The organism is Streptomyces sp. NPDC053426 (genome assembly GCF_055585405.1).
Genome location: NZ_JBVJKE010000010.1, coordinates 218,080 through 243,119, shown reverse-complemented (window position 1 = coordinate 243,119; position 25,040 = coordinate 218,080). Strand labels below are relative to the sequence as shown.

The 25,040-nt window shown below is 71.5% G+C and carries 21 protein-coding genes; 2 read left to right on the top strand and 19 right to left on the bottom strand.

What is annotated here, in order from left to right:
• Positions 1-5: 5 nt before the first annotated feature.
• The 9 genes from lepB (ACZ62B_RS21805) to ACZ62B_RS21765 form a co-directional block, all read right to left on the bottom strand.
• On the bottom strand, positions 6-995 hold the full coding sequence (gene lepB, locus ACZ62B_RS21805; RefSeq protein ID WP_469691746.1) for a signal peptidase I: 990 nt from the start codon (positions 993-995) through the stop codon (positions 6-8).
• A complete protein-coding gene (lepB, locus tag ACZ62B_RS21800; RefSeq protein WP_469691745.1) occupies positions 907-1,974 on the bottom strand; it encodes a signal peptidase I in 1,068 nt (355 codons plus the stop codon). The genes lepB (ACZ62B_RS21805) and lepB (ACZ62B_RS21800) overlap by 89 nt, the downstream gene beginning before the upstream one ends.
• A complete protein-coding gene (lepB, locus tag ACZ62B_RS21795) occupies positions 1,967-2,698 on the bottom strand; it encodes a signal peptidase I (RefSeq protein WP_344565684.1) in 732 nt (243 codons plus the stop codon). Before lepB (ACZ62B_RS21795) ends, lepB (ACZ62B_RS21800) begins: the two co-directional genes overlap by 8 nt.
• 45 nt (positions 2,699-2,743) lie before the next feature.
• Positions 2,744-3,094: a 50S ribosomal protein L19 gene (rplS, locus tag ACZ62B_RS21790; protein WP_004924850.1), complete on the bottom strand. Its 351-nt coding sequence runs from the start codon at positions 3,092-3,094 to the stop codon at positions 2,744-2,746.
• A 133-nt stretch (positions 3,095-3,227) separates the two neighbouring features.
• Entirely contained in the window at positions 3,228-4,061 is an 834-nt protein-coding gene (gene trmD / locus ACZ62B_RS21785; protein ID WP_344565776.1) for a tRNA (guanosine(37)-N1)-methyltransferase TrmD, read from the bottom strand.
• Complete coding sequence (rimM, locus tag ACZ62B_RS21780) at positions 4,061-4,612, bottom strand: ribosome maturation factor RimM (RefSeq protein ID WP_344565685.1); 552 nt, start codon at positions 4,610-4,612, stop codon at positions 4,061-4,063. The genes trmD and rimM overlap by 1 nt, the downstream gene beginning before the upstream one ends.
• Before the next feature lie 109 nt (positions 4,613-4,721).
• The gene (locus ACZ62B_RS21775) at positions 4,722-4,961 is read right to left on the bottom strand and encodes an RNA-binding protein (protein WP_003973401.1); all 240 of its coding nucleotides are present in this window, start codon (positions 4,959-4,961) and stop codon (positions 4,722-4,724) included.
• Between the two features lie 2 nt (positions 4,962-4,963).
• On the bottom strand, positions 4,964-5,383 hold the full coding sequence (gene rpsP / locus ACZ62B_RS21770) for a 30S ribosomal protein S16 (RefSeq protein WP_030866131.1): 420 nt from the start codon (positions 5,381-5,383) through the stop codon (positions 4,964-4,966).
• 427 nt (positions 5,384-5,810) lie between these two features.
• Positions 5,811-6,410, bottom strand: coding sequence for a hypothetical protein (locus ACZ62B_RS21765; protein WP_073937032.1), 600 nt, complete (start codon positions 6,408-6,410; stop codon positions 5,811-5,813).
• A 585-nt stretch (positions 6,411-6,995) separates the two neighbouring features.
• Here ACZ62B_RS21765 and ACZ62B_RS21760 point away from each other — a divergent pair.
• Complete coding sequence (locus ACZ62B_RS21760) at positions 6,996-7,847, top strand: methyltransferase domain-containing protein (RefSeq protein ID WP_468719640.1); 852 nt, start codon at positions 6,996-6,998, stop codon at positions 7,845-7,847.
• A 60-nt stretch (positions 7,848-7,907) separates the two neighbouring features.
• Here the strand turns inward: ACZ62B_RS21760 and ffh are convergent, their stop codons facing one another.
• From ffh to nsdA, 5 genes are all read right to left on the bottom strand, one after another.
• The gene (ffh, locus tag ACZ62B_RS21755) at positions 7,908-9,458 is read right to left on the bottom strand and encodes a signal recognition particle protein (protein WP_344565691.1); all 1,551 of its coding nucleotides are present in this window, start codon (positions 9,456-9,458) and stop codon (positions 7,908-7,910) included.
• A 220-nt stretch (positions 9,459-9,678) separates the two neighbouring features.
• Positions 9,679-12,174, bottom strand: a complete 2,496-nt coding sequence (locus ACZ62B_RS21750) for a [protein-PII] uridylyltransferase (RefSeq protein ID WP_469691742.1) — start codon at positions 12,172-12,174, stop codon at positions 9,679-9,681.
• A gap of 23 nt (positions 12,175-12,197) precedes the next feature.
• Entirely contained in the window at positions 12,198-12,536 is a 339-nt protein-coding gene (locus ACZ62B_RS21745) for a P-II family nitrogen regulator (protein WP_030231663.1), read from the bottom strand.
• A complete protein-coding gene (locus ACZ62B_RS21740; RefSeq protein ID WP_344565694.1) occupies positions 12,533-13,873 on the bottom strand; it encodes an ammonium transporter in 1,341 nt (446 codons plus the stop codon). The genes ACZ62B_RS21745 and ACZ62B_RS21740 overlap by 4 nt, the downstream gene beginning before the upstream one ends.
• Positions 13,874-14,222: 349 nt before the next feature.
• Positions 14,223-15,719 (bottom strand): transcriptional repressor NsdA, encoded by a 1,497-nt coding sequence (nsdA, locus tag ACZ62B_RS21735; RefSeq protein WP_344565696.1) that lies wholly within the window; start codon positions 15,717-15,719, stop codon positions 14,223-14,225.
• Between the two features lie 446 nt (positions 15,720-16,165).
• Between nsdA and ACZ62B_RS21730 the strand changes: the two genes are divergently transcribed.
• A complete protein-coding gene (locus ACZ62B_RS21730) occupies positions 16,166-16,831 on the top strand; it encodes a bifunctional DNA primase/polymerase (RefSeq protein WP_344565698.1) in 666 nt (221 codons plus the stop codon).
• 325 nt (positions 16,832-17,156) lie between these two features.
• On the opposite strand, the gene ftsY is transcribed toward ACZ62B_RS21730, so the two are convergent.
• The 5 genes from ftsY to ACZ62B_RS21705 form a co-directional block, all read right to left on the bottom strand.
• Positions 17,157-18,359: a signal recognition particle-docking protein FtsY gene (ftsY, locus tag ACZ62B_RS21725; RefSeq protein WP_073937038.1), complete on the bottom strand. Its 1,203-nt coding sequence runs from the start codon at positions 18,357-18,359 to the stop codon at positions 17,157-17,159.
• A gap of 272 nt (positions 18,360-18,631) precedes the next feature.
• Positions 18,632-20,050, bottom strand: coding sequence for a sugar porter family MFS transporter (locus ACZ62B_RS21720; protein ID WP_344565701.1), 1,419 nt, complete (start codon positions 20,048-20,050; stop codon positions 18,632-18,634).
• 193 nt (positions 20,051-20,243) lie between these two features.
• On the bottom strand, positions 20,244-23,825 hold the full coding sequence (gene smc, locus ACZ62B_RS21715; protein ID WP_469691739.1) for a chromosome segregation protein SMC: 3,582 nt from the start codon (positions 23,823-23,825) through the stop codon (positions 20,244-20,246).
• Positions 23,826-24,130: 305 nt separating this feature from the next.
• A complete protein-coding gene (locus ACZ62B_RS21710; RefSeq protein WP_073936471.1) occupies positions 24,131-24,334 on the bottom strand; it encodes a hypothetical protein in 204 nt (67 codons plus the stop codon).
• A 377-nt stretch (positions 24,335-24,711) separates the two neighbouring features.
• A complete protein-coding gene (locus ACZ62B_RS21705) occupies positions 24,712-24,993 on the bottom strand; it encodes an acylphosphatase (RefSeq protein ID WP_344565705.1) in 282 nt (93 codons plus the stop codon).
• Positions 24,994-25,040 lie beyond the last annotated feature (47 nt).

The following is a 25,040-nucleotide window of genomic DNA, read 5'->3' as shown; positions in this document are numbered from 1 at the left end:
CAGGGTCAGCCCTTCCGGCGGCCCTCTCCGACGCCGTACCGCCGGCGCCGCCAGAGCACCAGCGGCACCGCGCCCGCGAGCGCGAGTCCCTGGGGCGCGGCCGTCAGGACCGCGGCGGCCGACGGTCCGGCGGCCAGACCGGGCTGGTCGAAGGTGTCCGGGACGGGCAGGTTGGTCCAGCGGTTGACCGGCCAGGCGATGACGACGGCGCGGCCGACGACCTTGTCCACGGGAACGAAACCGTTGTTCTTGTCGCCCTGGTTGTAGCGCGAGTCCCGGGAGTTCTGCCGGTGGTCGCCCATGACCCAGATGTGGCCCTCGGGGACCTTCACCTTGAACTGGCCGCCCTGGTCGTCCTGGCTGCACGGGGTGTTGCCGGGATACACGTACGGCTCGTTCAGCGCCATGCCGTTGACCTTCAGCGGGCCGGTGCCCTTGCACTCGATCGTGTCACCGCCGACCCCGACGACCCGCTTGATCAGGTCCTTCTCCTCCGCGGACGGCATCAGACCGATCCAGCTGAGGACCTGCTGCAGGGGGTTCGGGTCGGGCGTCGGCTCGCCGGCCAGCCAGTTGTCGGGGTCGTGGAAGACGACGACCTCACCGCGCTCGGGCTCGGAGCCGAACCAGGGGGTGAGCTTGTCGACGAGCACCCGGTCACCCTGCTGGAGGGTGTTCTGCATCGAGTCGGAGGGGATGGAGAACGCCTGCACCAGGAACGTCTTGATCAGCAGCGCCAGCACCAGCGCGATACCGATCAGGATCGGCAGCTCCTTCCAGAAGGAGCGGGGCTGCTTCGCCTGGGGGGTGTCGTCGCCCGAACCGCCCTGCGCCGTGGGGGGCTGTCCGCCCCCGGGTCCGTCGCCGTCACCCGCCGGGGATTCGTTCCCGGAGGTCACGAAGTCGTCAGCCGTCGGACCCGCCGCTTCCACGGGACGTCCGCGGTGCTCCTCGCCCTCGCGCCCGGACCGTGCGCCAACCGCCGCATCCCCCACGCCAACTCCTCACTCTCTGCCGCCGCCCGCGCCATGCCCGGCGCAGGCCCACCACTCCCATAACGAGCGGGAGTTCCGCAGGGCTCGGGAGCTGGACCGTTCCATCGGGATCGTCCGGGGCAACCCTATGCGACAGCGGGGCGGCAGCGGTCGACCCCGGCGCCGAGTCCGACACGGACGCGTAGGCCGTCGGTTCCTCCAGCGTGCTCCAGTGGTCGAGCGGCCAGGCGATGACCATGGCCCGGCCCACCACCTCGTCCTCGGAGACGGTGCCGCCGTAGTCGGTGTCCTGGTGGGAACGGGAGTCGGCGGAGTTCGCCCGGTGGTCGCCCATCACCCACAGCCGCCCCTCGGGGACGGTGACGTCGAACGGAGTCGCGGACGGGGCGTTGCCGGGGTACAGGTAGTCCTCGTTCAGGGGGACGCCGTTGACGGTGACCCGGCCCTGCTTGTCGCAGCACTGGACGCGGTCGCCGCCGACGCCGACGACCCGCTTGATCAGGTCCTTCTCGTTCTCGGACGGCAGCAGCCCGATGAAGGTGAGCCCTTCCTTGATCTGCTTGATCCCGACGGGGTCGTCCTTCTTCGGCGTGGTCTGCTCGTCCCGGAGCCAGCCGCCGGGGTCCTTGAACACGACGACGTCCCCGCGCTGCGGCTTGGAGCCGAACCACGGGGTGAGCTTGTCGACCAGCACCCGGTCGCCGATCCGGATCGTCTGTTCCATGGAGCCGGACGGGATGACGAAGGCCTGGACGAGGAACGTCTTCAGCACCAGCGCTATCACGACGGCGACGCCCACGAGGAGGGGGATCTCCTTGACGGCGCTGCGCCTGCGGCGCCGCTTGACCTTGCGCTGGAGCTTGCGCCGCTCGGCCCGGCTGCGTCCGGGGCTCGGTCCGGCCGCGCGACGGGAGCCGGTGGGCAGCAGGTTCTCCGCGGCGCTGTCCGGGGCGCCGCGGGGTTTGCCGCGGTTACCCATGGGCTCCCCCCACCGCGTTCGTCTCCGGGGCGGGCACGCGCGCGTAGGCGTCGGGCCGGTGCAGCCGGGTGGCGCGGTCGAAGGGCGATACGATCCCGTCGGCGCGGCCGATCACGCTGTCGACCGGGATCATGCCGCCGCCGGGCGAGCCCAGGTGGTCGCGGGAGTCGCTGGAGTTGCTGCGGTGGTCACCGAGGACGAACAGGCGCCCGTCGGGCACGACGACGTCGAAGGGCACCGTGGAGGGGCTGTCGCCGGGGAACAGGAAGCCCGACTCGTCGACCGACCGGCCGTTCACCCGGATCCTCCCCTCCCCGTCACAGCAGACCACACGGTCCCCGCCCACCCCGACGACCCGTTTGACGTAGTCGGAGTCACCGAAGTACCCGGCGCCGTCGAACACGATCACGTCACCGCGCCGCGGCCCGGCGCCGAAGCGGTATGCCAACTTGTTTACGAGCACGCGGTCCCCGGCCCTCAATCCGTGTTCCATCGATCCACTGGGAATCTGGAACGGCCGCGCCACGAACGTGTTCACCGCCAGCAGGAACACCAGGCAGAGCAACAGGGTCAGGGTAATCCGCCCGCCGGGCAGCCAGGACGTGAGGCGCGACACCAACGCGGAACGCGACCGCCCCTCCGGCCCCGCCGCCCCCGAGGTGTTCTCGGGTCCGGCCGGGGGGAGGGAGCGGTCGCGCTCCGTCGGCTGTGCTTCGGTGTCCATCGGGGCCAGATGCTATCCGGCCGCGATATGACGCCGGTAAAGCGCTCAGTTCTCGCGCTTCTCCTTGATCTTCGCCGCCTTGCCGCGCAGCTCGCGCAGGTAGTACAGCTTGGCGCGGCGGACGTCACCGCGGGTGACGAGCTCGATCTTCTCCACGATCGGGGTGTGCACCGGGAAGGTGCGCTCGACGCCGACGGAGAAGGAGACCTTGCGGACCGTGAAGGTCTCGCGCACGCCGGCACCCTGGCGGCGGATGACCACGCCCTTGAACTGCTGCACACGGGAGCGGTTGCCCTCGATGACGCGCACGTGGACGTTCACGGTGTCGCCGGGACGGAAGGCGGGGACGTCGCTGCGCAGCGACGCGGAGTCGACGGAGTCGAGCAGGTGAGACATTTCGTCTGCTTTCTTCGCTGATGCCGCAGGTCATCAACGGCAACTAGAGGCTGGGGTCGATGCCGTGCGGTTCGGGACGGGCGTCGTGTCCCCCTGCGGCAGGGGCGCACGCCGGACGACGCACAGCAGCGGCCTATTCTTCCACGCCGTCGGTCCTGCGCCAAAATCGGCCGTACGGCTCTCCGGCGGGATCCGGTTCCCAGCCCAGGATGGACAGCATCTCGCGGTCCTTCTTGTCGAAGGCCTCGGGCTCGCAGCGCTCGATGAGGTCGGGCCGGTTGGCGGTGGTCCGGCGCAGCGCCTCGTCGCGCCGCCAGCGGGCGATCTTCCCGTGGTGGCCGCTGAGCAGCACGTCCGGGATGCCGCGCCCGCGCCACCGCGGCGGCTTGGTGTGGACGGGGCCCTCCAGGAGGCTCGCCATGGCCCCGGGCGCGAAGGAGTCGTCGCGGTGCGACTCGGCGTTGCCGAGGACGCCGGGGAGCAGCCGTGCGACGGCCTCCGTGACGACCAGGACCGCCGCCTCGCCGCCGGCCAGCACGTAGTCGCCGATGGACACCTCGTACACGGGCATCCGGGTGGCGTACTCGTCGATGACACGGCGGTCGATGCCCTCGTAGCGGGCCGGGGTGAAGACCAGCCAGGGGCGCTCGGAGAGCCGGACGGCGAGTTCCTGGGTGAAGGGACGGCCGCTGGGGGTGGGGACGATCAGGGCCGGCTCGCGGGAGCCGGTCTCGTAGCCGTCCGCCAGGACCGAGTCCAGCGCGTCCCCCCACGGCTCGGTCTTCATGACCATGCCGGGGCCACCGCCGTACGGGGTGTCGTCGACGGTGTTGTGCCGGTCGTAGGTCCAGTCGCGCAGGTCGTGCACGTGGACGTCGAGCTGACCGCGCGCGCGTGCCTTGCCGACGAGGGAGACGTTCAGCGGTTCGAGGTACTCGGGGAAGATCGTGACGACGTCGAGCCGCATCACGCCTCGTCTCCGGAGTCCCGGGAGGAGGCGACCTCGGCCCGGTCGTCGATCAGACCCGGCGGCGGGTCGATGACCGCGCGCTGCTCCTCGAGGTCGATCTCGGTGACGATCTCCTCGACGAACGGCACGTACACCTCGGTGCCGTCGGGGCGCTCGACCACGAAGAGGTCCTGGGTGGGCAGGTGCGAGATCTCGGTGATCCGGCCGACCTGCTCGCCGTCCTCCGTGACGACGTCGAGGTCGATCAGCTGGTGGTCGTAGTACTCGTCCTCGTCCTCGGGCCGCTCGTCCGGGTCGACGTCGGCGATGAGGAGGGTGTTGCGCAGGGCCTCGGCGCCGTTGCGGTCGCGGACGCCCTCGAAGCGCAGCAGGAGACGGCCGCTGTGGACGCGGCCGGTCTCGATGGTGAGCGGCCCGACGGAGGCGGGGTCGGTGGCCAGGACGGCGCCGGGCCCGAGCCTCAGCTCCGGTTCGTCGGTACGGACCTCCACGGTGACCTCGCCCTTGATGCCATGGGCGCGGCCGATGCGAGCGACTACCAGCTGCACTGTGCTTGATCTCCTGTCGGACTGCGACGAGCCGTTCACGGCTCATACGACTGCGGGCCGGGGACGGCCCAGTGGCCCTCCCCGGCCCGAGCCGGTGCTGCGTTCGGCGTCAGCGGACGTGGTCCACGTCGACGAGGTCGACACGGACACCGCGGCCGCCGATGGCGCCCACGACGGTACGCAGAGCGCGTGCGGTGCGGCCGTTGCGACCGATCACCTTGCCGAGGTCGTCCGGGTGGACCCGGACCTCGAGCACGCGCCCGCGGCGCAGGTTGCGCGAGGCGACCTGCACATCGTCAGGGTTGTCGACGATGCCCTTCACGAGGTGCTCGAGAGCCTCCTCGAGCATGCTCAGGCCTCGGTCGACGCGGACTCGGCGGCGGCCTCGTCCTTCTTCTCAGCCTTCTTCTTCTGGGTGATCGCCTCACCCTTGCCCTCGTCCTCGCCACCGAGCGCCTCGAAGGACGGGCGGGCGGGCTTCTCGGCCGCCTGAAGCAGCGGAGCCGGGGCGGGCTCGCCCTTGAACTTCTGCCAGTCGCCGGTCTTCTTCAGGATGGCGAGCACGGGCTCGGTCGGCTGGGCGCCGACACCGAGCCAGTACGCCACGCGCTCGGCGTCGACCTCCATCACCGACGGGTTGTACGTCGGGTGGTACTTGCCGATCTCCTCGATGGCCCGGCCGTCACGGCGGGTACGGGAGTCGGCGACGACGATGCGGTAGTGAGGCGAACGGATCTTGCCCAGACGCTTCAGCTTGATCTTGACTGCCACGGGAGTGGACTCTCCTGATTTTGACGTGGTTGGGCACGGCGGGATGTGCCGCGTGGGGTTGCGGTACCCGAGTGCCCGATGGACGCGTCAGCCGGAGGAGAGAGGGGTCCTGTGCGGCTGTCGAGTACAGCTAGCCATTCTGCCACACCCTGTGGGGCGGGGGTGACCGAGGGGTGGGCGCGGTTGACGGGCGCCCGGCGCTGGTGTGGGCCGGGAGGTGTTCGCGCAGCCCGGCGCCTACGGGGCGCCTCCCCCACTCTCGGCTGCGCTCGAGCGAGAGGTACCCCCACCGCCCACCCGTGCCGCCCTGGGGGTACCTCCCAGGCATTCAAGGCACTGGGGGAGGCACGACTGCCCGCGGATCGCGGGGAGCGGCAGCGGGGCGGGGGCGGCGGGGTGGTCCCGGCATCCACGAGATGCCGGGGCGTCAGCTTGCCGCTGCTACCACTTCTGGGATCTGGAAGGGTTTGCCGCAGCCGCCGCAGACGATGGGGGCCTGGGCGAGGACCGAGGGGACGACGCGGACGTTGCGGCCGCAGTCGCAGACGGCCTTGACGCGGACGCCGCCCCCGGAGGAGCCGTGCCGCGCGGCCGGTCCGCGGAAGCTGCGGGCCGTGTCGCCCGCGGTCGCCGCGGAATGGGCCTTCAGGGCGCGCTGGAGGCGCTCCGTCGTCGGACGGTAGCGGCGCTTCGCCTCGGGAGTGAGCGTGACCAGGGAGAAGCCGCTGCTGGGATGCGGTTCCTCGGGGTGGTCCAGGCCCAGTTCCTCGGCGATGGCGAGGAATCTGCGGTTGTGGTAGCGGCCGGCGCGGGATGTGTCGCGTACACCGCGCGCGGCGGCGACGCCGTGGACTGCCTCGTGCAGCAGTCGTTCGAAGGAGAGTTCGTGACCGCACGCGGACGACGACTCCCCGATCAGGGACTCGGGCGCGGCAAGATCGGGCAGCTCGGGGTGGTACCGCTGAATATCGGCCCACGCCTGCGCCAGCTCTGCGGCGAGAACAGGTGGTGTCTGTGTCGTGCTCACGTAATGACAACGAGCCTGGGTGCCTCTGTGTTCCGATTCCGGGGCATCCCAAATAATTTGCACGTACCCGTCAGTTGCCGCTGATGCGTCCTGACGAGTACGGGTGCGCTGATCTGCGGAGAAGCCTCGCAGCTCGCCTCAAGGTGGTGCGTAGGCTGACGTACGCCCCCACGTGTAAGCGGTCTCCGCGCGGCGGCGCGCGTGAGGCTCGCGGATGCGCAAGAGGCGTTTCGGTCGCTCTCACGGGGACCCGGCGCCCGGCTCGGCGGGCACGCCACGGGCGCGACGTTACCGGGTCCGCCCCCGCGACCGCGCACCGCCCCGCCACAAGCCGCTCCAGGTCCCGTCGACCTTGGCCGGAACCGGCGTACGAGTGCCTTCAGCGTGGCGGACCGGACGGCCCGGGATTACCGGAATGTGAATTCTTGCCACTGGCACAAGCCGACTGCCAACCGCCGCCGCATTCCACTGGACGACACGACGAGGGCGGAGTTTCCTGGCATACGGGGGGTGTGCGGGGCGCACTGCACGGGGGCCAGGGAATCGGGCACTGCGGCAACTCTCGGCTGATTGGGGCGCTTACCTATGACACCTACGCTCGTGCGGCAGCACCCGCCTCGCACGGGGGCCGTCCCCCGTGTGGACCTGCGTGCACGCGCGCGTGACTGGTCCGAGATCCAGGAGCGGATGCTCGTACCGCTCTACGAGGCCGTCTACGAGCGACTGGACGTGGGACCCGCGACACGGCTGCTCGGCCTCGGCTGCGGCTCCGGGCTGGCCCTGCTGATGGCGGCCTCGCGCGGTGCCGCGGTCACCGGCGTCGACACCTGTGCCGACCGGCTGGCCCTCGCACGGGAGCGGCTGCTGCCCGACCAGCAGCGGGAGCCACGCGCGCGTGCCGACAACCGGATCGTGCACGGCTCGCCCGCCCGGGCCGCTCGCGCGGACGCGTACACCGTGGTGACCGCCTTCGAGCCGATCGGCTGCCTCACGGGCGACGCGGAAGAGCTGGGCGACCTGCTCGCCGAGGCGGTGCCGCTCGCCGGGCGCGGAGCGGCCGTGGTGCTGGCCGGCTGGGGTCCGCCGGAGCGGTGCGCCACGGCGTCCGTGCTCCGGGTGGCCGCCAAGCTGGCGGAGCCGCTGCGCGGCGCGGGCACCTGGCGCCCCACGGACCGCGACGACCTGGAGCGGGTCGCCGCGCGGGCGGGGCTGCGGCCGGACGGCTCCGGACGGGTGGCCTGCCCGTTCGGCTACGCCGACGCGGACAGCGCGGTACGGGGCCTGAAGTCGACCGGGCTGTTCGACCCGGCGGTCACGGCCACGGACCAGGCGCAGGTCGACAAGGAGCTGGCGGAGGCCCTGCACCCGTACCAGCGGCGGGACGGGACCGTGTGGATGCCGAACGTGTTCCGGTACCTCGTCGCGCGCACGCCCTGAGAAACGCCGCTGGGGCGCCCCTCGCGCGAGGGGCGCCCCAGTGACGTACCGGCGTGGGTCTCAGCCCATGAACTTCTTGAACTCGTCGGGCAGCTCGAAGTCCTTGCCGCCCTGCTGCGGCAGCCCGAAGGCGCCCGCGCCCTCGGCGGCGGCGGCGCGGCGCGCGGCCTCCTCCTGCTCCTGCTGCTTGCGCTTCATCGGGTTGCCGGAGCGCTGCTTGCCCTTGGCCTGCTTCTGCTTCTTCTTCTGCCGGCCGGGCCCGCCGCCCATGCCCGGCATCCCGGGCATCCCCGGCATGCCGCCGCCCTGGGCCATGCGGGACATCATCTTGCGGGCCTCGAAGAACCGCTCGACCAGGCCCTTCACGGCGCTGACCTCGACACCGGAACCCTTGGCGATACGGGCGCGGCGCGAGCCGTTGATGATCGTCGGCTCCTGGCGCTCGGCCGGGGTCATCGACTTGATGATCGCGGCGGTGCGGTCGACGTCGCGCTCGTCCAGGTTGTTGATCTGGTCCTTGATCTGGCCCATGCCGGGCAACATGCCGAGCAGCTTCGAGATGGAGCCCATTTTCCTGACCTGCTCCATCTGGGCCAGGAAGTCGTCCAGGGTGAAGTCCTGGCCCTTCTTCGACGCCAGCTTGGAGGCCATCTTCTCGGCCTCTTCCTGGCTGAACGTCTTCTCCGCCTGCTCGATCAGGGTGAGCAGGTCACCCATGTCGAGGATGCGGGAGGCCATCCGGTCCGGGTGGAAGGCGTCGAAGTCGTCGAGCTTCTCACCGTTGGACGCGAACATGATCGGCTTGCCGGTGACCTGCCGGATCGACAGCGCCGCACCACCGCGCGCGTCACCGTCGAGCTTGGAGAGCACCACGCCGTCGAAGCCGACGCCGTCGCGGAACGCCTCGGCGGTGTTGACGGCGTCCTGACCGATCATGGCGTCGACGACGAAGAGGATCTCGTCGGGCGAGACCGCGTCGCGGATGTCCGCGGCCTGCTGCATCATCTCCTGGTCGATGCCCAGGCGGCCGGCGGTGTCCACGATCACGATGTCGTGGACCTTGGTCTTCGCGAACTCGATGGAGTCCTTGGCGACCTTCACCGGGTCGCCCACGCCGTTGCCCGGCTCGGGCGCGTAGACGGCGACGCCCGCGCGCTCGGCGACGACGCTGAGCTGGTTGACGGCGTTGGGGCGCTGGAGGTCGGCGGCGACCAGCACCGGCGAGTGGCCCTGCTCCTTCAGCCAGCGGCCGAGCTTGCCCGCGAGGGTGGTCTTACCGGCACCCTGCAGACCGGCCAGCATGATCACGGTCGGCGGCTGCTTGGCGAAGCGCAGGCGGCGGGTCTCGCCGCCGAGCACGTGGACAAGCTCGTCATTGACGATCTTGAGAACCTGCTGGGCGGGATTCAGCGCCTTGGAGACCTCGGCGCCCAAGGCCCTGTCCTTGACGTTCTTGATGAACGACCGGACGACCGGCAGGGCCACGTCCGCTTCCAGCAGGGCGATGCGGATCTCACGCGCCGTGGCGTCGATGTCCGCTTCGCTCAGCCGGCCTTTTCCGCGGAGGTTTTTGAAAGTCGCGCTGAGGCGGTCGGAGAGAGTATCGAACACGGCGGCGTCGGTCCTCGGGGTTGGGGGCGAGACTGGGCTGCCCTCCAGGGTATCCGGCCCGGCAAGCGAATCGCCCCCGCCCACTGCAACGAGTGGACGGGGGCGGACCCCCGCGTCGGCGGGGAGCAACCGAGGATCGTGACAAGTTCGTCGTTCACGATCGGACCACCCCCGCTTCGGCGGGGAGCACACCCGATCAACGCACGGAGTGTCCACAGAGTTACGCCCGCAGCGCCTCCTCCAGCTTCCGGGCCACGGCCACCGCCTCTTCCCCCGGCAGAGGCACACCCTGCTCCTGTGTCACGTAGAAGGCGTCCACGGCGTTCGCGCCCAGCGTGGAGACGTGGGCGCTGCGCACCCGTACCGCCGCGTCCTCCAGCGCCCGCCCGATCCGGAACAGCAGGCCCGGTGCGTCCTGCGCGCGGACCTCTATCACGGTGGCGTGCCGGGAGGCGGCCGGGGCGACCGTCACGCGCGGGGGCGGGGCGATCACGCCCCGGCGGCGGGGGTAGGCGGCGTCCCGTTCGGCGAGGCGGGCGGCGATGTCCAGGGTGCCGTCGAGGGCGCGTACGAGGTCCGCGCGGAGGCGGGCGGCCTGGGGCAGGGAGCCGTACTCGGCGGCGACCCGCCAGTCCAGCAGCAGGACCGAACCGTCGACACCGTCCGGGAGGTCCAGGGCGCGCAGCTCGGCCGTCCGTACGGTCAGCCGGTGCATGGCGAGCACCCCGGCCACGGCGGGCAGCACGCCCGCCTGGTCGGGTACGGCGATGCGCAGTTCCACGCCCAGCGGTTCGGGGTCGCCGGAGGGCTCGGCGGGCGGCTCGGTCTGCGCCCTCAGGGACAGCACGGGCGCGCCCGTGGCGACCGCCTCGATCGCGAGGCGTTCCTGTTCCGCGGTGGGCGCGGTCTCCTCGGGTCCGTCCGGGGCGTCTCCGGAGAACACGGCGGAGACCCGTTCGACCAGGTCGGCGACGAGCGAGGCGCGCCAGGACGACCAGGCGGCAGGACCGGTGGCGAGGGCGTCCGCCTCGGTGAGGGCGTGCAGCAGTTCGAGGGTGCCCTGGGTGCCGACGGCGTCGGCGACCGCGCGTACGGTGGCGGGGTCCTCCAGGTCGCGCCGGGTGGCGGTCTCGACGAGCAGCAGATGGTGGCGTACGAGGGTGGCGATCACGGTGACGTCGTGCTGGTCGAAGCCGATGCGGGCGGCCACGTCCCGGGCGATGACCTCGCCGGCCACCGAGTGGTCGCCGGGCCAGCCCTTGCCGATGTCGTGCAGCAGCGCGGCGACCAGCAGCAGGTCGGGGCGGCTGACGCGGCGGGTGAACGCGGAGGCGCGTACGGCGGTCTCGATGAGGTGCCGGTCGACGGTCCACAGGTGCACGGCGTTGCGCTGCGGGCGGCAGCGCACCCGGTCCCAGTCCGGCAGCAGCAGGCTGACCAGGCCCTCCGCCTCCAGCGCCTCCCAGACCTCGACGGTGGGGCGCCCCGAGCCGAGCAGGGTGACGAGCTGTTCGCGGGCCTCGGCGGGCCAGGGCGCGGGCAGGGGGCGCGCGCCGGCCGCCATGCGCCGTACGGCGTGCAGGGAGAGCGGGAGTCCGGCCTGGGCGGCGGCGGCCGCGGCGCGCAGGGGGAGCACGGGGTCGCGTTCGGGGCGCGCCGCGCGGGCGAGTACCACCTCGCCGTCCTGCTCCACGACCCCTTCGGCCAGCGGGGAGCGCTCGGGCGCGGGTTTCCCACCTCCCAGCGCCCTCCCGTCGCCCACCACCGCCCTTCTGAGGAAGTCGCTTCGCTCCCTTGCCAGTTTGCGCAGCCGCGGCCGCACCGCGCGGGAGCGCAGGACGCGTCCCACCTCGCGCCAGGTGACGTCCCCGGCGTAGGCGATGACCCGCGCGGCCTCGTAGACCTGCCTCAGCAGCGCGTCCGCGTCGAGCACGTCCAGTTCGGCCGCGACCTGGTCCTGTTCCTGGAGCGCGAGCCGGTCGGTGGCGCGTCCGGTCGTCAGGTGCAGGGCGTCCCGTACGTCGAGGAGCCGGCGGCGGGCGTCGGCGAGGCCCTCGCGCGGGGCGTCGGCGAGCCAGGAGGCGGCCACCGCGCGCAGGGCGGTGGCGTCGCGCAGTCCGCCGCGGGCCTCCTTGAGGTCGGGTTCCAGGAGGTACTGCAGTTCGCCCTGGCGTTCGGCGCGTTCCTCGCACAGCTCCCGCAGGGCGGGGAGACGTTTCGGCGCCTGGTTGCGCCAGTCGGCGAGCACCGCCGTGCGCAGCGCGGTGGTGAGGCCGAGGTCACCGGCGATGTGCCGGGCGTCAAGGAGGCCGAGCTGCACCTTGAGGTCCTCGCCCGCGGTCCTGCGGGCCTCGGCCGGGGTGCGGACGGAGTGGTCGAGGGCGAGGCCCAGGTCCCAGACGGGGTACCAGAGGCGGTCCGCGAGGGCGGCGACCGCCTCGGGATCGGTGCCGTCGTGCAGCAGGAGCAGGTCGAGGTCGCTGCGCGGGGAGAGTTCCGCGCGCCCGTAGCCGCCCACGGCGACCAGGGACACTCCGCGCGCCCCCTCCGCGCCCGCGGCGAACAGTCCGCCGAGCCAGTCGTCGGTGAGGTCCGCGAGGGCGGTACGGCGCGGCGGCCCGGACCGCGCCTCCTCGGTGAGGAGGCGCAGCCGGGCCGCCGCGTAGCCGCCGGGTCCCGAGTCCTCTGTTTCTTCCGTCACGTTCGTACTCGTCACCCGGCGGCTCCCGTTCCCGTGTGTCAGAGCGCGTCCGGACCGCGCTCGCCGGTCCGCACCCGTACGGCCGTCTCGACCGGGATCGACCAGACCTTGCCGTCGCCGATCTTCCCGGTGCGGGCCGCCTTGACCACGACGTCGATGAGCTGCTCGGCGTCGTCGTCCTCGACCAGCACCTCGATGCGGATCTTGGGCACCAGGTCGACGGTGTACTCGGCACCGCGGTAGACCTCGGTGTGGCCGCGCTGGCGGCCGTAGCCGCTGGCCTCGGTGACGGTCAGTCCGTGTACTCCGAAGGCCTGCAGGGCCTCCTTGATCTCGTCGAGCCGGTGCGGCTTCACGACGGCGGTGATGAGCTTCATGCGTCCACCTTCTTGCTCTCGGCCGGGGCGACGGGGGCGGTGGCCGCGGTGCGGGCCGCGCCGCCGCCGGCGCCGCTGAAGTCGTATGCGGTCTCGGCGTGCTCGGCCTGGTCGATGCCGGCCACCTCGTCGTCCTCGGAGACTCGCATACCGATGGTCTTGTCGAGGAGGAGGGCGAGGAGCGCGGAGACGACCAGGGAGTAGGCGAGGACGCCGAAGACACCGGCGCACTGCTTCCAGAACTGGTCGAGGCCGCCGCCGTAGAAGAGGCCCGCGACGTCGGACTGGCCCTTGCCGGTGGCGAAGAAGCCGATGAGCAGCGAGCCGAGGATGCCGCCGACGAGGTGGACGCCGACGACGTCGAGGGAGTCGTCGTAGCCGAACTTGTACTTCAGTCCGACGGCCATGGCGCACAGCACACCGGCGATGACGCCGACGGCGATCGCGCCGAGCGGGGAGACCGCGCCGCCGGCCGGGGTGATGGCGACCAGACCGGCGACCGCGCCGGAGGCGGCGCCCAGCGTGGTGAAGGCGCCGTGGCGGATCTTCTCGTAGGCGAGCCAGCCGAGGACGGCGGCGCCGGTGGCGACCTGGGTGTTGACGAACATCAGCGCGCCGACGCCGTCGTCGTTGCCGAGCCAGGAGCCGGCGTTGAAGCCGAACCAGCCGAACCACAGCAGACCGGCGCCGAGCATGACCAGCGGGAGGCTGTGCGGGCGCATCGGGTCCTTCTTGAAGCCGACGCGCTTGCCGATCACCAGGATCACACCGAGCGCGGCGGCACCGGCGTTGATGTGGACCGCCGTGCCGCCGGCGAAGTCGATGACGCCGAGTTCGAAGGCCCAGCCGCCGGCGCCCCAGACCCAGTGCGCGACGGGGAAGTAGACGACGGTGGCCCACAGGGCGATGAACAGCGCCCACGCGGTGAACTTCACGCGGTCCGCGAGGGCGCCGCTGATCAGCGCGGGGGTGAGGACGGCGAACATCAGCTGGAAGACCAGGAAGACGAAGACGGGGATGGTGTAGCCGTCCCAGAGTTCGGTCAGGCCGATGTCGCTCAGTCCGACCCAGTCGGAGTTCCAGCCGATGACGCTGCCGGAGTCGGTGCCGAACGCCATGGAGAAGCCGTACAGCACCCACAGGACGGTGACGATGCCGAGGCTGATGAAGCTCATCATCAGCATGTTCAGGGTGCTCTTGACGCGGACCATGCCTCCGTAGAAGAAGGCGAGACCCGGGGTCATGAGCATCACCAGGGCGGAACAGATGAGCATGAACCCTGTGTTGGCGGCGGACAGCGTGGGCGCGTCTGCGGCCAGGGTGATGGCTGGTGCCATCGGCGTCTCCTCGTCGTTGGTACGGCCCCGTGCGGGCGAAGCCTCGAGCGGATTGAGGGGTGGGCCGGTTATGCGCCATGAGATTGGCGCAGCGCCGTTTCGGTGGAAGCCCCTCGTTGTTTCGCCGCCGTGACGAAGGCACCTGGCGTGTTACGGGTCGATGAACTGCCGGATCCGGGGCGCGCCGATCGTTATCGTGGCGCAACCTTGGGTGTACGGCGGTGAGCCGTGGCCGGGGAGACACACGACCGGCCGCGGTCGACCTCCGAATGACCTGGCATGGGGGAGCCGAGTCGGGCAGTTCGGGAGGGCCGGCCGCGGCCGGGGCCTTAGCGGTACCTCGGGGGTGTCAGACCGCCTCCGCGGACTCGGGCAGCTCGATCGCGAGCCGCTCGCCGAGTTCGACGACTTCGGCGAGGTCCCCGAAGTCGCGTACGGCGGTGTCGACCGTCTTTCGGATACGGGTGTTGACGCGCTCGGAACGGACCTTCTTGGCCGCCTTGATGGCGTCGGTGGCGAGAACCGCGCTCTGCTCGGGCTCGCTCTGCAGCAGGTGGACGGTGGCCATGCCGATCAGGTTGAGGGCGTAGGAGCGCTGGTGTTCGCCGCCCTCCTGGCCGAACAGCTCCACGGCCCGCTTCATCAGCGGCTCGGCGAGCGAGGCGTAGGTGGGGCTGCGGCCGGCGACGTAGGCGAGGTCGCGGAAGGAGTGGGCGTTCTCCGCGTACAGCTCGGCCTCGGAGAAGAAACCGATCCAGTCGGCGTCGGGCTCGTCCCACTCGTCGGCCTCGGCGAAGGTGTCCTCGGCCATCCGCACCGCCCGCTTGCAGCGGCCGGGCTGGCCCATGTTGGCGTAGGCGCGGGCCTCCATCGCATACAGCATGGACTGGGTGCGCGGGCTGGCGCAGTCCCGGCTGCCGTACTGCGCGAGGTGGATCAGTTCCAGGGCGTCCTCGGGCCGGCCGAGGTGGATCATCTGCCGGCTCATGCTGGACAGCACGTACGAGCCGAGCGGCCGGTCGCCGGCCTCCTTGGCCGCGTGCAGGGCGAGCACGAAGTACTTCTGCGCGGTGGGCTGGAGCCCCACGTCGTACGACATCCAGCCGGCCAGTTCGGCGAGTTCGGCGGCGACCTTGAACAGGCGCCGGGTGGTGGACTCGGGCTGGGGTTCCTGGAGCAGGTCGGTCACCTCGTGCAGCTGTCCGACGACCGCCTTGCGGCGCAGGCCGCCGCCGCACTGGGCGTCCCACTGCCGGAACATCACGGTGGTGGTCTCCAGCAGGTCCAGCTCCGGCTTGGACAGCCGGCCGCGGGCCCGCGCGGCGGAGGACACCGGTTCGGTCTCGGGCCGGGCCGGCGCGGCGGACGGGGAGGGGACGAGCCAGCGCTGCATGGGCTCGATGAGGGACGGGCCCGCGGAGAGGGCCAGCGAGCTCCCGAGGAAGCCGCGCCGCGCCAGCATCAGGTCGCTGCGCGAGAACTCGCTGAGCAGGGCCACGGTCTGCGGGCCCGTCCAGGGGAGGTCGACGCCGGTCGCGGAGGGTGCCGGGCGGGTGGTGCGCAGGCCCAGGTCCTCGACGGAGACGACGACACCGAAGCGTTCGGAGAACAGTTCGGACAGGATTCTGGGGATCGGCTCGCGCGGGTTCTCACCGTCCAGCCAGCGGCGTACGCGCGAGGTGTCGGTGGAGATGTGGTTGGCGCCCAACTGGCGTGCCCTGCGGTTGACCTGGCGGGCGAGCTCGCCCTTGGACCAGCCGCTGCGGACGAACCATGACGCGAGCAGCTCGTTCGGGCGTTTCTCCGCGCTCGTAGCGTTCGTCCCGCCACCGCCGTTGCCGCTCACTGGAACGCCCCCATCCCTGAAGACCACTTGTCGCCGATTGCGCCAAGCCCTATCAGAATGCCGGTCGTCGGGGCCGCCCGTCCGGCGGTTGTCACCCTTCGAACGGAAAGCCGAGTTGCCTCCGGCATACCCACGAGTGCATGTGCCCCAAGAAGCCGTGCACACAAAGTAACCCTACGATCACCCGTCTCACCATGACGGAACCGCAATCGCCACCATTCGCCACCCCTTCGAATGAACTCACCGTCGCCATCCCACGATTCACTTGACACAGGACGGCCAAGAGTGGATGCAGCGATGCAGCGAGGGGCGCGCATCGCCGGACGCACCACCCCTGGCGCCTCAAAGCGCTGGTTGAGCGGAACGGCGTCGGGAAGTCGGAAACAGAGAGTCACTTTCTGCGTTCGCTACGTGACCACCGGTACGTCGGACCCGTTGGAGGGGGCATGGGCTTCACGATCGGTATCAGTCGGGGCATCCGCGACATCCGGTCCGGTTCGCGTCGCCGGAGCCGCTCCTCGGACGGCACCGTGGTGGCGGAGTACACCGGGCTGTGGGGCTGGGACGTGGTGCCGGGCGTCCGGGCCGCCGCGGGCACCTGCTCCTGCGGCCGCGCCGGCTGCCGGGCACCGGGCGCGCATCCGCTGGACCACGCGCCGGTGATCCGCGCCGGGGCCCCGCTGGACGAGGTGACCGCGGTCTGGTCGGAGTTCCCCGGGGCCTCGCTGATGCTGCCGGTCGGGCGGGCGTTCGACGTGATCGAGGTCGCGGAGGCCGCCGGGCGCCACGCCCTGGCCCGGCTGGAGCGCATGGGCCTGCCGGTCGGCCCGGTCGCCGCCACCCCGGACGGCCGCGCCCACTTCTTCGTCGCCCCCGGCGCCGCCGCCGCGCTCCCCGACCTGCTCTACCGCATGGGCTGGGACGTCCCGGCCGCCCTGGACCTGCGCGGCCTCGGACCCGGTACGCACATCACGGCGCCACCGTCCGACCGGGGCGACCTGGGCCCGGTCCGCTGGCTCCGCTCCCCCGCCCTGGACTCGGCCTCCCCTCCGCCGGAGGCCCGCCTGCTCCTGGGCACACTGGCCTACGTGGCCCACCGCTCGGGGACGTAACCGTCCCCGCGGACAGCCGCGCCACCGCCCCCGCCCTCCACGGGCAGCCGCCTGCCGCCGTCCTCCGCGGGCAATCGCGCCACCGTCCCCGCCTTCCGCGGGCAGAGTCGTGCCTCCCCCAGTGCCTCAAGGGCCTGGGAGGTACCCCCAGGGCGGCACGGGGGGCGCGCCAGCACCCTCGCAAACGCCGGGCAGCGCGAACACCCCCGCCCACGCCCACGCCGGGGCACCCCGGACATGGCGAAGCGCCCGTCCCCCGGTCTACTCAGGGGCGGGCGCTTCTTCGCGTCTGCCGAATCCGTCCGACGGAGTCGGAGTCAGGACCTCACTCCCCGATAAGGGCATCCACGAACGCCTCCGGCTCGAACGGCGCCAGATCGTCCGCCCCCTCGCCGAGCCCGATCAGCTTGACCGGCACACCCAGCTCACGCTGCACGGCGATCACGATGCCGCCCTTGGCCGTACCGTCCAGCTTGGTCAGCACGATGCCGGTGATGTCAACGACCTCGGCGAACACCCGCGCCTGGACCAGACCGTTCTGCCCGGTGGTGGCGTCGAGCACGAGCAGCACCTCGTCCAGCGGAGCCTGCTTCTCCACGACCCGCTTGACCTTGCCCAGCTCGTCCATGAGGCCGGTCTTGGTGTGCAGCCGCCCCGCGGTGTCGATGAGCACGGCGTCGGCGGTCATCTCCTTGCCCTCCTTGACCGCGTCGAACGCGACGGAGGCCGGGTCACCGCCCTCCGGACCGCGCACGGTGTGGGCGCCGACCCGCTCGCCCCAGGTCTGCAGCTGGTCGGCGGCGGCGGCACGGAAGGTGTCGGCGGCGCCGAGCACGACGGTGTTGCCGTCGGCGACCAGGACGCGGGCGAGCTTGCCGGTGGTGGTGGTCTTGCCGGTGCCGTTGACGCCGACGACCATCACGATGCCGGGGCCGCCGGCCGCGTTCTCGGTGTGCACGGTGCGGTCCATCTCGGGACCGACCAGCGTGATCAGCTCCTCGCGGAGCAGTCCGCGCAGCTCCTCGGGGGTGCGGGTGCCGAGCACCTTCACGCGCTCGCGCAGCCGCTCGACCAGCTCCTGGGTGGGCTGCACGCCGACGTCGGCGGTGAGCAGGGTGTCCTCGATCTCCTCCCAGGTGTCCTCGTCGAGGTGCTCGCGGGACAGCAGGACGAGCAGGCCCTTGCCCAGGGCGTTCTGCGAACGGGAGAGACGGGCGCGCAGCCGGACCAGGCGGCCGGCGGTGGGCTCCGGGATCTCGATCTCGGGAGCCTCGGCGGCGGGCGGCTCCTCGATGACGACGGGACCGGCGCCCGCCGGAAGATCAACCTCCTCTATGGTGCGCCGCGGTTCCTCCCGCGGCGTCTCGGCCTCTTCGCCGACGTGCGGCTCGGCCGGAGGGGCGGTGATGTCGGGCGCGGCGGGCGGCGGCGGGGGCAGCGGCTTCTTGCGCCGGCTGCCGACGATGAGCCCGCCGAGCGCGCCGAGCACGACCACGGCGATGACTACAGCAAGGATGACGATGTCCATAACAGCCCCAGTATGGCGCGACCTCCCGCGAGGCCGTTCTTTGTACGCGCGGGGCCTCGACCCCGCCGGGCGGGAAGCCCTCACGGGTGGGGTCACGACGCGGCCGGTGTCGCGGACGCGCCGGGATCCGCGAAGGCGACACCGGCACCCGGTCCCCGGGAGACACACCGCCGCCCCGGTCCGGGCATCGGCCCGGCCGGGGCGGCGGTGAGGGTACGAGGAGAGGGGCAGCGGGGACTTGGACCCTTCTCCCCGGTCTTGGGGGCTGCCGCTCAGCCCATCTCCTCCAGCGCCTTGCCCTTCGTCTCCTTCACGAACTTCAGGACGAACGGGATGGAGAGCGCGGCGAAGACCGTGTAGATCACGTAGGTGACCGACAGGTTCCAGTCGGCCAGCGAGGGGAAGCTCGCGGTGATGGCCCAGTTGGCGACCCACTGCGCGGCGGCGGCGACACCGAGGGCGGCGGCGCGGATCCGGTTGGGGAACATCTCGCCGAGCATGACCCAGACGACCACGCCCCACGACAGGGCGAAGAAGAGGACGAAGACGTGCGCGGCGATCAGGGCGACCCAGCCCTGGGTGGCGGGCAGCGCTCCGTCGACGAGGTCGGCGGAGAAGGCCCAGGCCTCGAGGGCGAGGCCGATCACCATGCCGACGGAGCCGATGATCGCGAGCGGCTTGCGGCCGATGCGGTCGACGAAGATCATCGCGATGACGGTGCCGACGATGTTGATGATCGACGTGGTGAACGAGTAGAAGAACGAGTCGGTGGGGTCGACGCCGACCGACTGCCACAGCGTCGAGGAGTAGTAGAACGCGACGTTGATGCCGACGAACTGCTGGAACACCGACAGGCCGATGCCGATCCAGACGATCGGCTTGAAGAAGAAGCTGCCGCCGAGCAGGTCCTTGAAGCTGGACTTCTCCTCGCGGTGCATCGCCGACTCGATCTCGGTGACACGGGCGGTCAGGTCGATGTCCTTGCCCTCGACCTCTTCGAGGATCTGCCGGGCGCGCTCGTGCTTGCCCACCGAGATCAGGTAGCGCGGGGACTCGGGGATGGCGAAGGAGAGCAGACCGTAGAGGACGGCCGGGATCACCATGACGCCGAGCATGACCTGCCAGGCCTCCAGGCCCATCAGCTCACCGCGCTGGTCGCCGTCGGCGGCGTTGAGGATGCCCCAGTTGACCAGCTGCGAGACGGCGATGCCGACGACGATCGCGGCCTGCTGGAAGGAGCCGAGCCGGCCACGGTAGGCGGGCGGGGCGACCTCGGCGATGTAGGCCGGGCCGATGACGGAGGCCATGCCGATGGCGAAGCCGCCGACGACCCGCCAGAAGGCGAGGTCCCACAGCGCGAAGGGCAGCGCCGAGCCGACGGCGCTGACGGTGAACAGCACCGCGGCGATCTGCATGCACCGGATGCGGCCGATGCGGTCGGCTATGCGGCCGGCGGTCGCGGCGCCGATGGCACAGCCGATCAGGGCGACGGCGATGACCTGCGCGAGCGCGGCGGAGCCGATGTCGTAGCGGTCGCGGACGGCCTCGACGGCGCCGTTGATCACGGAGCTGTCGTAGCCGAAGAGGAAACCGCCCATGGCGGCCGCCGCCGCGATGAAGATGACGTGCCCGAGATGTTCGGGATGAGCCGTCCTGGCTCCTGACTTCTGTGCCTGCGCCGTGCTGGTCACGTGTACTCCTCGGGCCACCGGCAACATCGCCGGATGGGGGTCAGCCCTTCGAGGTCCAGCTGAAGGTACCTGAAGGTAAAAACAACATTGCAGAGACTATGCCTTCAACTTTTGAAGTCAATAGGCCGTGTGCTGTGAGTTTTAAGACGCGCCGGAGTAAAGATCGTTCATGACTTGAAGATTTTGTGCCGGTCTAGCGCAGCCGCTGGCTGATGACCTTGGACACGCCGTCGCCCTGCATGGAGACGCCGTAGAGCGCGTCGGCGACCTCCATGGTGCGCTTCTGGTGCGTGATCACGATCAGCTGCGAGGCCTCCTGCAGCTCCTGCATGATCCGGATCAGCCGCTGGAGGTTGGTGTCGTCGAGGGCGGCCTCGACCTCGTCCATGACGTAGAACGGGCTGGGCCGCGCCTTGAAAATCGACACGAGCATCGCCACGGCGGTCAGCGACCGTTCGCCGCCCGAGAGCAGGGAGAGCCGCTTGACCTTCTTGCCGGGCGGACGCGCCTCGACCTCCACGCCCGTGGTGAGCATGTTGTCGGGGTCGGTCAGCACCAGCCGCCCCTCGCCGCCCGGGAACAGCCGGGAGAAGACGCCCTCGAACTCGCGCGCGGTGTCCCGGTAGGCCTCGGTGAAGACCTGCTCGACGCGTTCGTCGACCTCCTTGACGACCTGGAGCAGATCCGCGCGGGTCTTCTTCAGGTCCTCCAGCTGCTCGCTGAGGAACTGGTGGCGTTCCTCCAGCGCCGCGAACTCCTCCAGGGCGAGCGGGTTCACCTTGCCGAGCTGCTGGTAGGCGCGCTCGGCGGCCTTCAGGCGCTTCTCCTGCTCGGCCCGTACGAAGGGGCGGGGCCTGTTGCGCGGGTGCTCCGGGGCATCCGGCAGCTGTTCGCCCTCGGCGGGGGGCGAGGGCGGCACCGGCTGGTGCGGGCCGTACTCCGACACCAGCCCGGCCGGCTCGACACCCAGTTCCTCCAGCGCCTTGGTCTCCAGCTGCTCCATCCGCAGCCGCTTCTCGGCGCCGAGTACCTCGCCCCGGTGAACTGAATCCGTCAACTTGTCGAGTTCCGCCTTGAGATCGCGGCCCTCGGCGCGGGCGCGGGCGAGTTCCTGCTCGCGGCGGGCCTTGGCGGCGTCGGCGGCGGTGCGCTCCTGGCCGGCGCGGGCGAGGGAGACCTCGACGTGCGCGAGGAGCGTCCGGGCGCCGGCGGCGACGGCCCGGGCGACTTCCGCCTCGTGGCGCAGCCGGGCCCGGCGCTGTTCGGCACGCGCGCGTGCCTCGCGTTCCGCGCGGGCGGCACGGTCGAGGGAGTCGGCCCGTCCGGCGAGCCCCTTGACCCGTTCCTCGTGCGTACGGGCCTGGAGGCGGGCCTCCATCTCGGTCTGGCGGGCGTTGGCCCCGTCGGCGGCGAGCCGGTCGCGTACGGCGGTGTCGGGCTCCTCCTCGAACGGCATCTCCTCGGCGACGGCCAGCCGCTCGGCGAGTTCCTCGACCTCGATGAGCGCCTTGTCGAGGGCTTCCTGGGCCCGGGCCGCGGCGGCGCCGGCCCGCTCGGCCTCCCCGGCGGCACCGCGCGCCTGTCCGGCGAGCCGGCCGAGCTGCTGGGCGACGGAGGACTTCTCCCGGTCCGCGGCCCGGCGCCGCTCCCCGAGTTCCTCGACGAGCGCCGCGCACTCCCGGCGCCGCCCGGTGGCCGCCTCCTGCTCCTCGGCCAGTTCCGCGCAGCGCACGGCCAGCTCCGCCAGCTCGGCGGCGGCCTCGTCCACGGATGCCTGTACTTCCAGCAGGCTGGGGGCGCCTGCGGAACCGCCCTGCGCGAAGTGGGCGCCGAGCAGGTCGCCTTCGGCGGTGACGGCGGTGAGGTCGGGGTGGGCGCCGACGACTTCCTCGGCGTCCTCCAGGGTCCCGACGACGACGATGCGGTGCAGTAGCCGTCGCACGGCCGGCATGAGCTCGGGGGGTCCGCTGACGAGGCGCTCGGCGGGGAGGGCGGCTGCGGGCTCGTCGTGGCCGGTCGCACGGTCCCCCGTGCCCCTCCGGGGAGGTGTTCCCTCTGCTTCTGTCAGGAGGAGGGTCGCTCGGCCCGCGTCCTGTTTGCGCAGAAGCCGGATGGCGTCGGCCGCGGCGGACGGTGAGGTGGCCGCGAGGGCGTCCGCCGCCGTGCCGAACGCGGCCGCGAGGGGGACCTCGTAGCCGGGCTCGATCGTCAGCAGCTCCGCGGCCGGGCCCAGCACCCCCGTGAGGCGGTCCTTCGCGTCCAGCAAAGCTCCGGTGCCGTCCTTGCGGCGCAGGCCGAGGGCGAGGGCCTCGTGGCGGGCCCGGGTCGCCGCGCGGCTGCGTTCGGCGGCGGTGGCCGCCTCGCGGGCGGCGGTGAGGGCGGCCTCCGCATCCGCGAGCCGCCGCTTGGCGGCATCGTGCAGCTCGGCGAGTTCCGCGTCGTCCGCGTCGAGGCCGTCGACCTCGGCCTTGAGGGCCTCGTACTCCTCCTGCGCGGCGACGGCCCGCTCCTGGGCCTCGTCCCGGGCGACGGCCAGCCTCTCGATCTCCGCCTGGGCGGCGGCGGCACGCGAACGGGCCGCGCCCACCTGCCCCTTGAGCCGGGCGAGCCCCTCGCGCCGGTCGGCGATGGCCCGCGCGGCGTCCTTCAGCCGCCGCTCCTCCTGGACGAGTTCGCGTTCCAGCTCCGCGCGGTGGGCGACCGTGTCCTCCAGCGCGCGTTCGGCCGCTTCCAGGGCGGCCTCCAGTTCGGCCTCCTGCTCGCGGATGCGGGCGGCCTCGCGCTCCATGTCCTCCGGGTCCCGGCCGCGCCGCTCCTCGGGGGGCGCGGAGGTCGCGCTCTGCACGCGCGCGTCGGCCAGCGAGATCGTGCCGCGCACCCGTTCGGCGAGCTGGGAGAGCTCGTACCAGGTCTGCTGGGCGCTGTGCAGCCGTGGGACGAGCCGACGCACCTCGTCCTCCAGCCGGGCCTCGTGCTGGAGGGCCTTCCTCAGCTCGGCCTCGGCCGCCTCTTTGCGCTCTTTGAGGGCGGCCTCGTCGGCGATCTCGGCCCGCAGCGCCTCGCGCAGCCGTACGAGGTCGTCGGCGAGGAGGCGCAGCCGCGCGTCGCGCAGATCGGCCTGGATGACGGCGGCCCGCCGCGCGACGGCGGCCTGGCGGCCGAGCGGCTTGAGCTGGCGCCGCAGCTCGTCGGTGAGGTCCTGCACTCGTGCGAGGTTGGCCTGCATCGCGTCCAGCTTCCGCAGCGCCTTCTCTTTGCGCTTGCGGTGCTTGAGGACGCCGGCGGCCTCCTCGATGAAGGCGCGGCGGCCCATGGGGTCGGCGTGCAGTACGGAGTCGAGCCGGCCCTGGCCGACGATGACGTGCATCTCCCGGCCGATGCCGGAGTCGGAGAGCAGTTCCTGGATGTCGAGGAGCCGGCAGGTGTCGCCGTTGATCTGGTACTCGCTGCCGCCGTTGCGGAACATGATCCGCGTGATGGTGACCTCGGCGTACTCGATGGGGAGGGCGCCGTCGGAGTTGTCGATGGTCAGGGACACCTCGGCACGGCCCAGCGGGGGGCGGCCGGTGGTGCCGGCGAAGATGACGTCCTCCATCTTGCCGCCGCGCAGCGACTTGGCGCCCTGCTCGCCCATGACCCAGCTGAGCGCGTCCACGACATTGGACTTGCCCGAGCCGTTCGGACCCACGACGCACGTGATCCCCGGCTCGAACCGGAGCGTGGTCGCGGAAGCGAACGACTTGAAGCCGCGGAGGGTCAGGGCCTTGAGGTGCACGCCGCCGGACTTTACCCGCCGGGCAGGTCTCACTCCATGAACGCGCGGTTTCGCGGGTGAACGCGCAGGGCACACCAGACGTTGAAGAGGGTGAAAGGATGCGCGGGGCAACGAGCACGGGGCGCCGTGCGCGGGGGTGCGGGCGCCGGGGCAGGGTCACGGAGGCGGGAAAGAAAGAAGGGACGCCGGGGCGTCCCTTGCAGTTCTGACTGCTTGGCGGTGGTGACGGGCAGGCCCGACCACTGCTGTGCTGTTCGTACAGCGCGGTGAAGTGATCAGCGGTGCAGTGATCAGCGGTGCAGTGATCAGGTGAGCGCAGGCTCCGCCTGGTGTGCGTCAACGCTCTCCATGATCCTGTCGTGAGAAGCGGCAGCCGAAAGCGCGTCGTTCTCCGCCTGGATCCGTACGAGCTCGGATTCCAGGTCCTGGACGCGCTGCTGGAGCCGTCGCATCTCGGCGAGGAGTCGAGGGTCGGAGCCGCCGACGTAACCGAGAAGCGCCTTTGCCATGATGGATGGTCCTCCACAATGAGTGACCGACCGATGCGGTGTGGGTCGTGAGGGATTCGCACCCGCGGTGCTTGGCAGGCCTGGAGTTGTGCTGCCGTTCAGCCATGCCAAACAGCTAAGGTGCGCGGGGCTTTCAGCGTCTCACCAAAAAGTTTGAGGGTCAACACGATCACGCCCCGTATTGGCGGACAACCGGGCGCACACGGCCGGCGAAGGGCGGCGGCGCGAATCTCACGGGTCCTCGGGACGTGGCGATCATCCTGACGGCCGGCGCCGCCCACGGCAAGCCCTTCTCGTCAATCACCAGGACTTTTTCGTCGGGGAGGGCCCGTCGCGCGGACCGCCCGCGGCACTCGGGGCCGCCGGAGCGGGCGGGATCAGCGGATGGCGAAGCCCTCGTAGCCACCGCGCGGTGTGTCCCAGATCTCGGTGACTCCGTCCACGCGTCCGGGCGTGTCGCCGGCCTGGAGCCAGTCGAGCAGCCCCTCGCAGTGTTCGCGGGCGCCCTCGGCGACCACTTGGACCCTGCCGTCGCCCAGATTGAGAGCAAAACCACTCAGGCCGCCGATCTCCAGCGCCTTGGCCCGGGTGAACCAGCGGAAACCCACACCTTGGACACGCCCGCGCACCCAGGCGACCATTCGCACATCCTCGCTCATGGCTGCAACCTAACCGGACAAAGTCACTTGGGGCACACCTGGCCCTT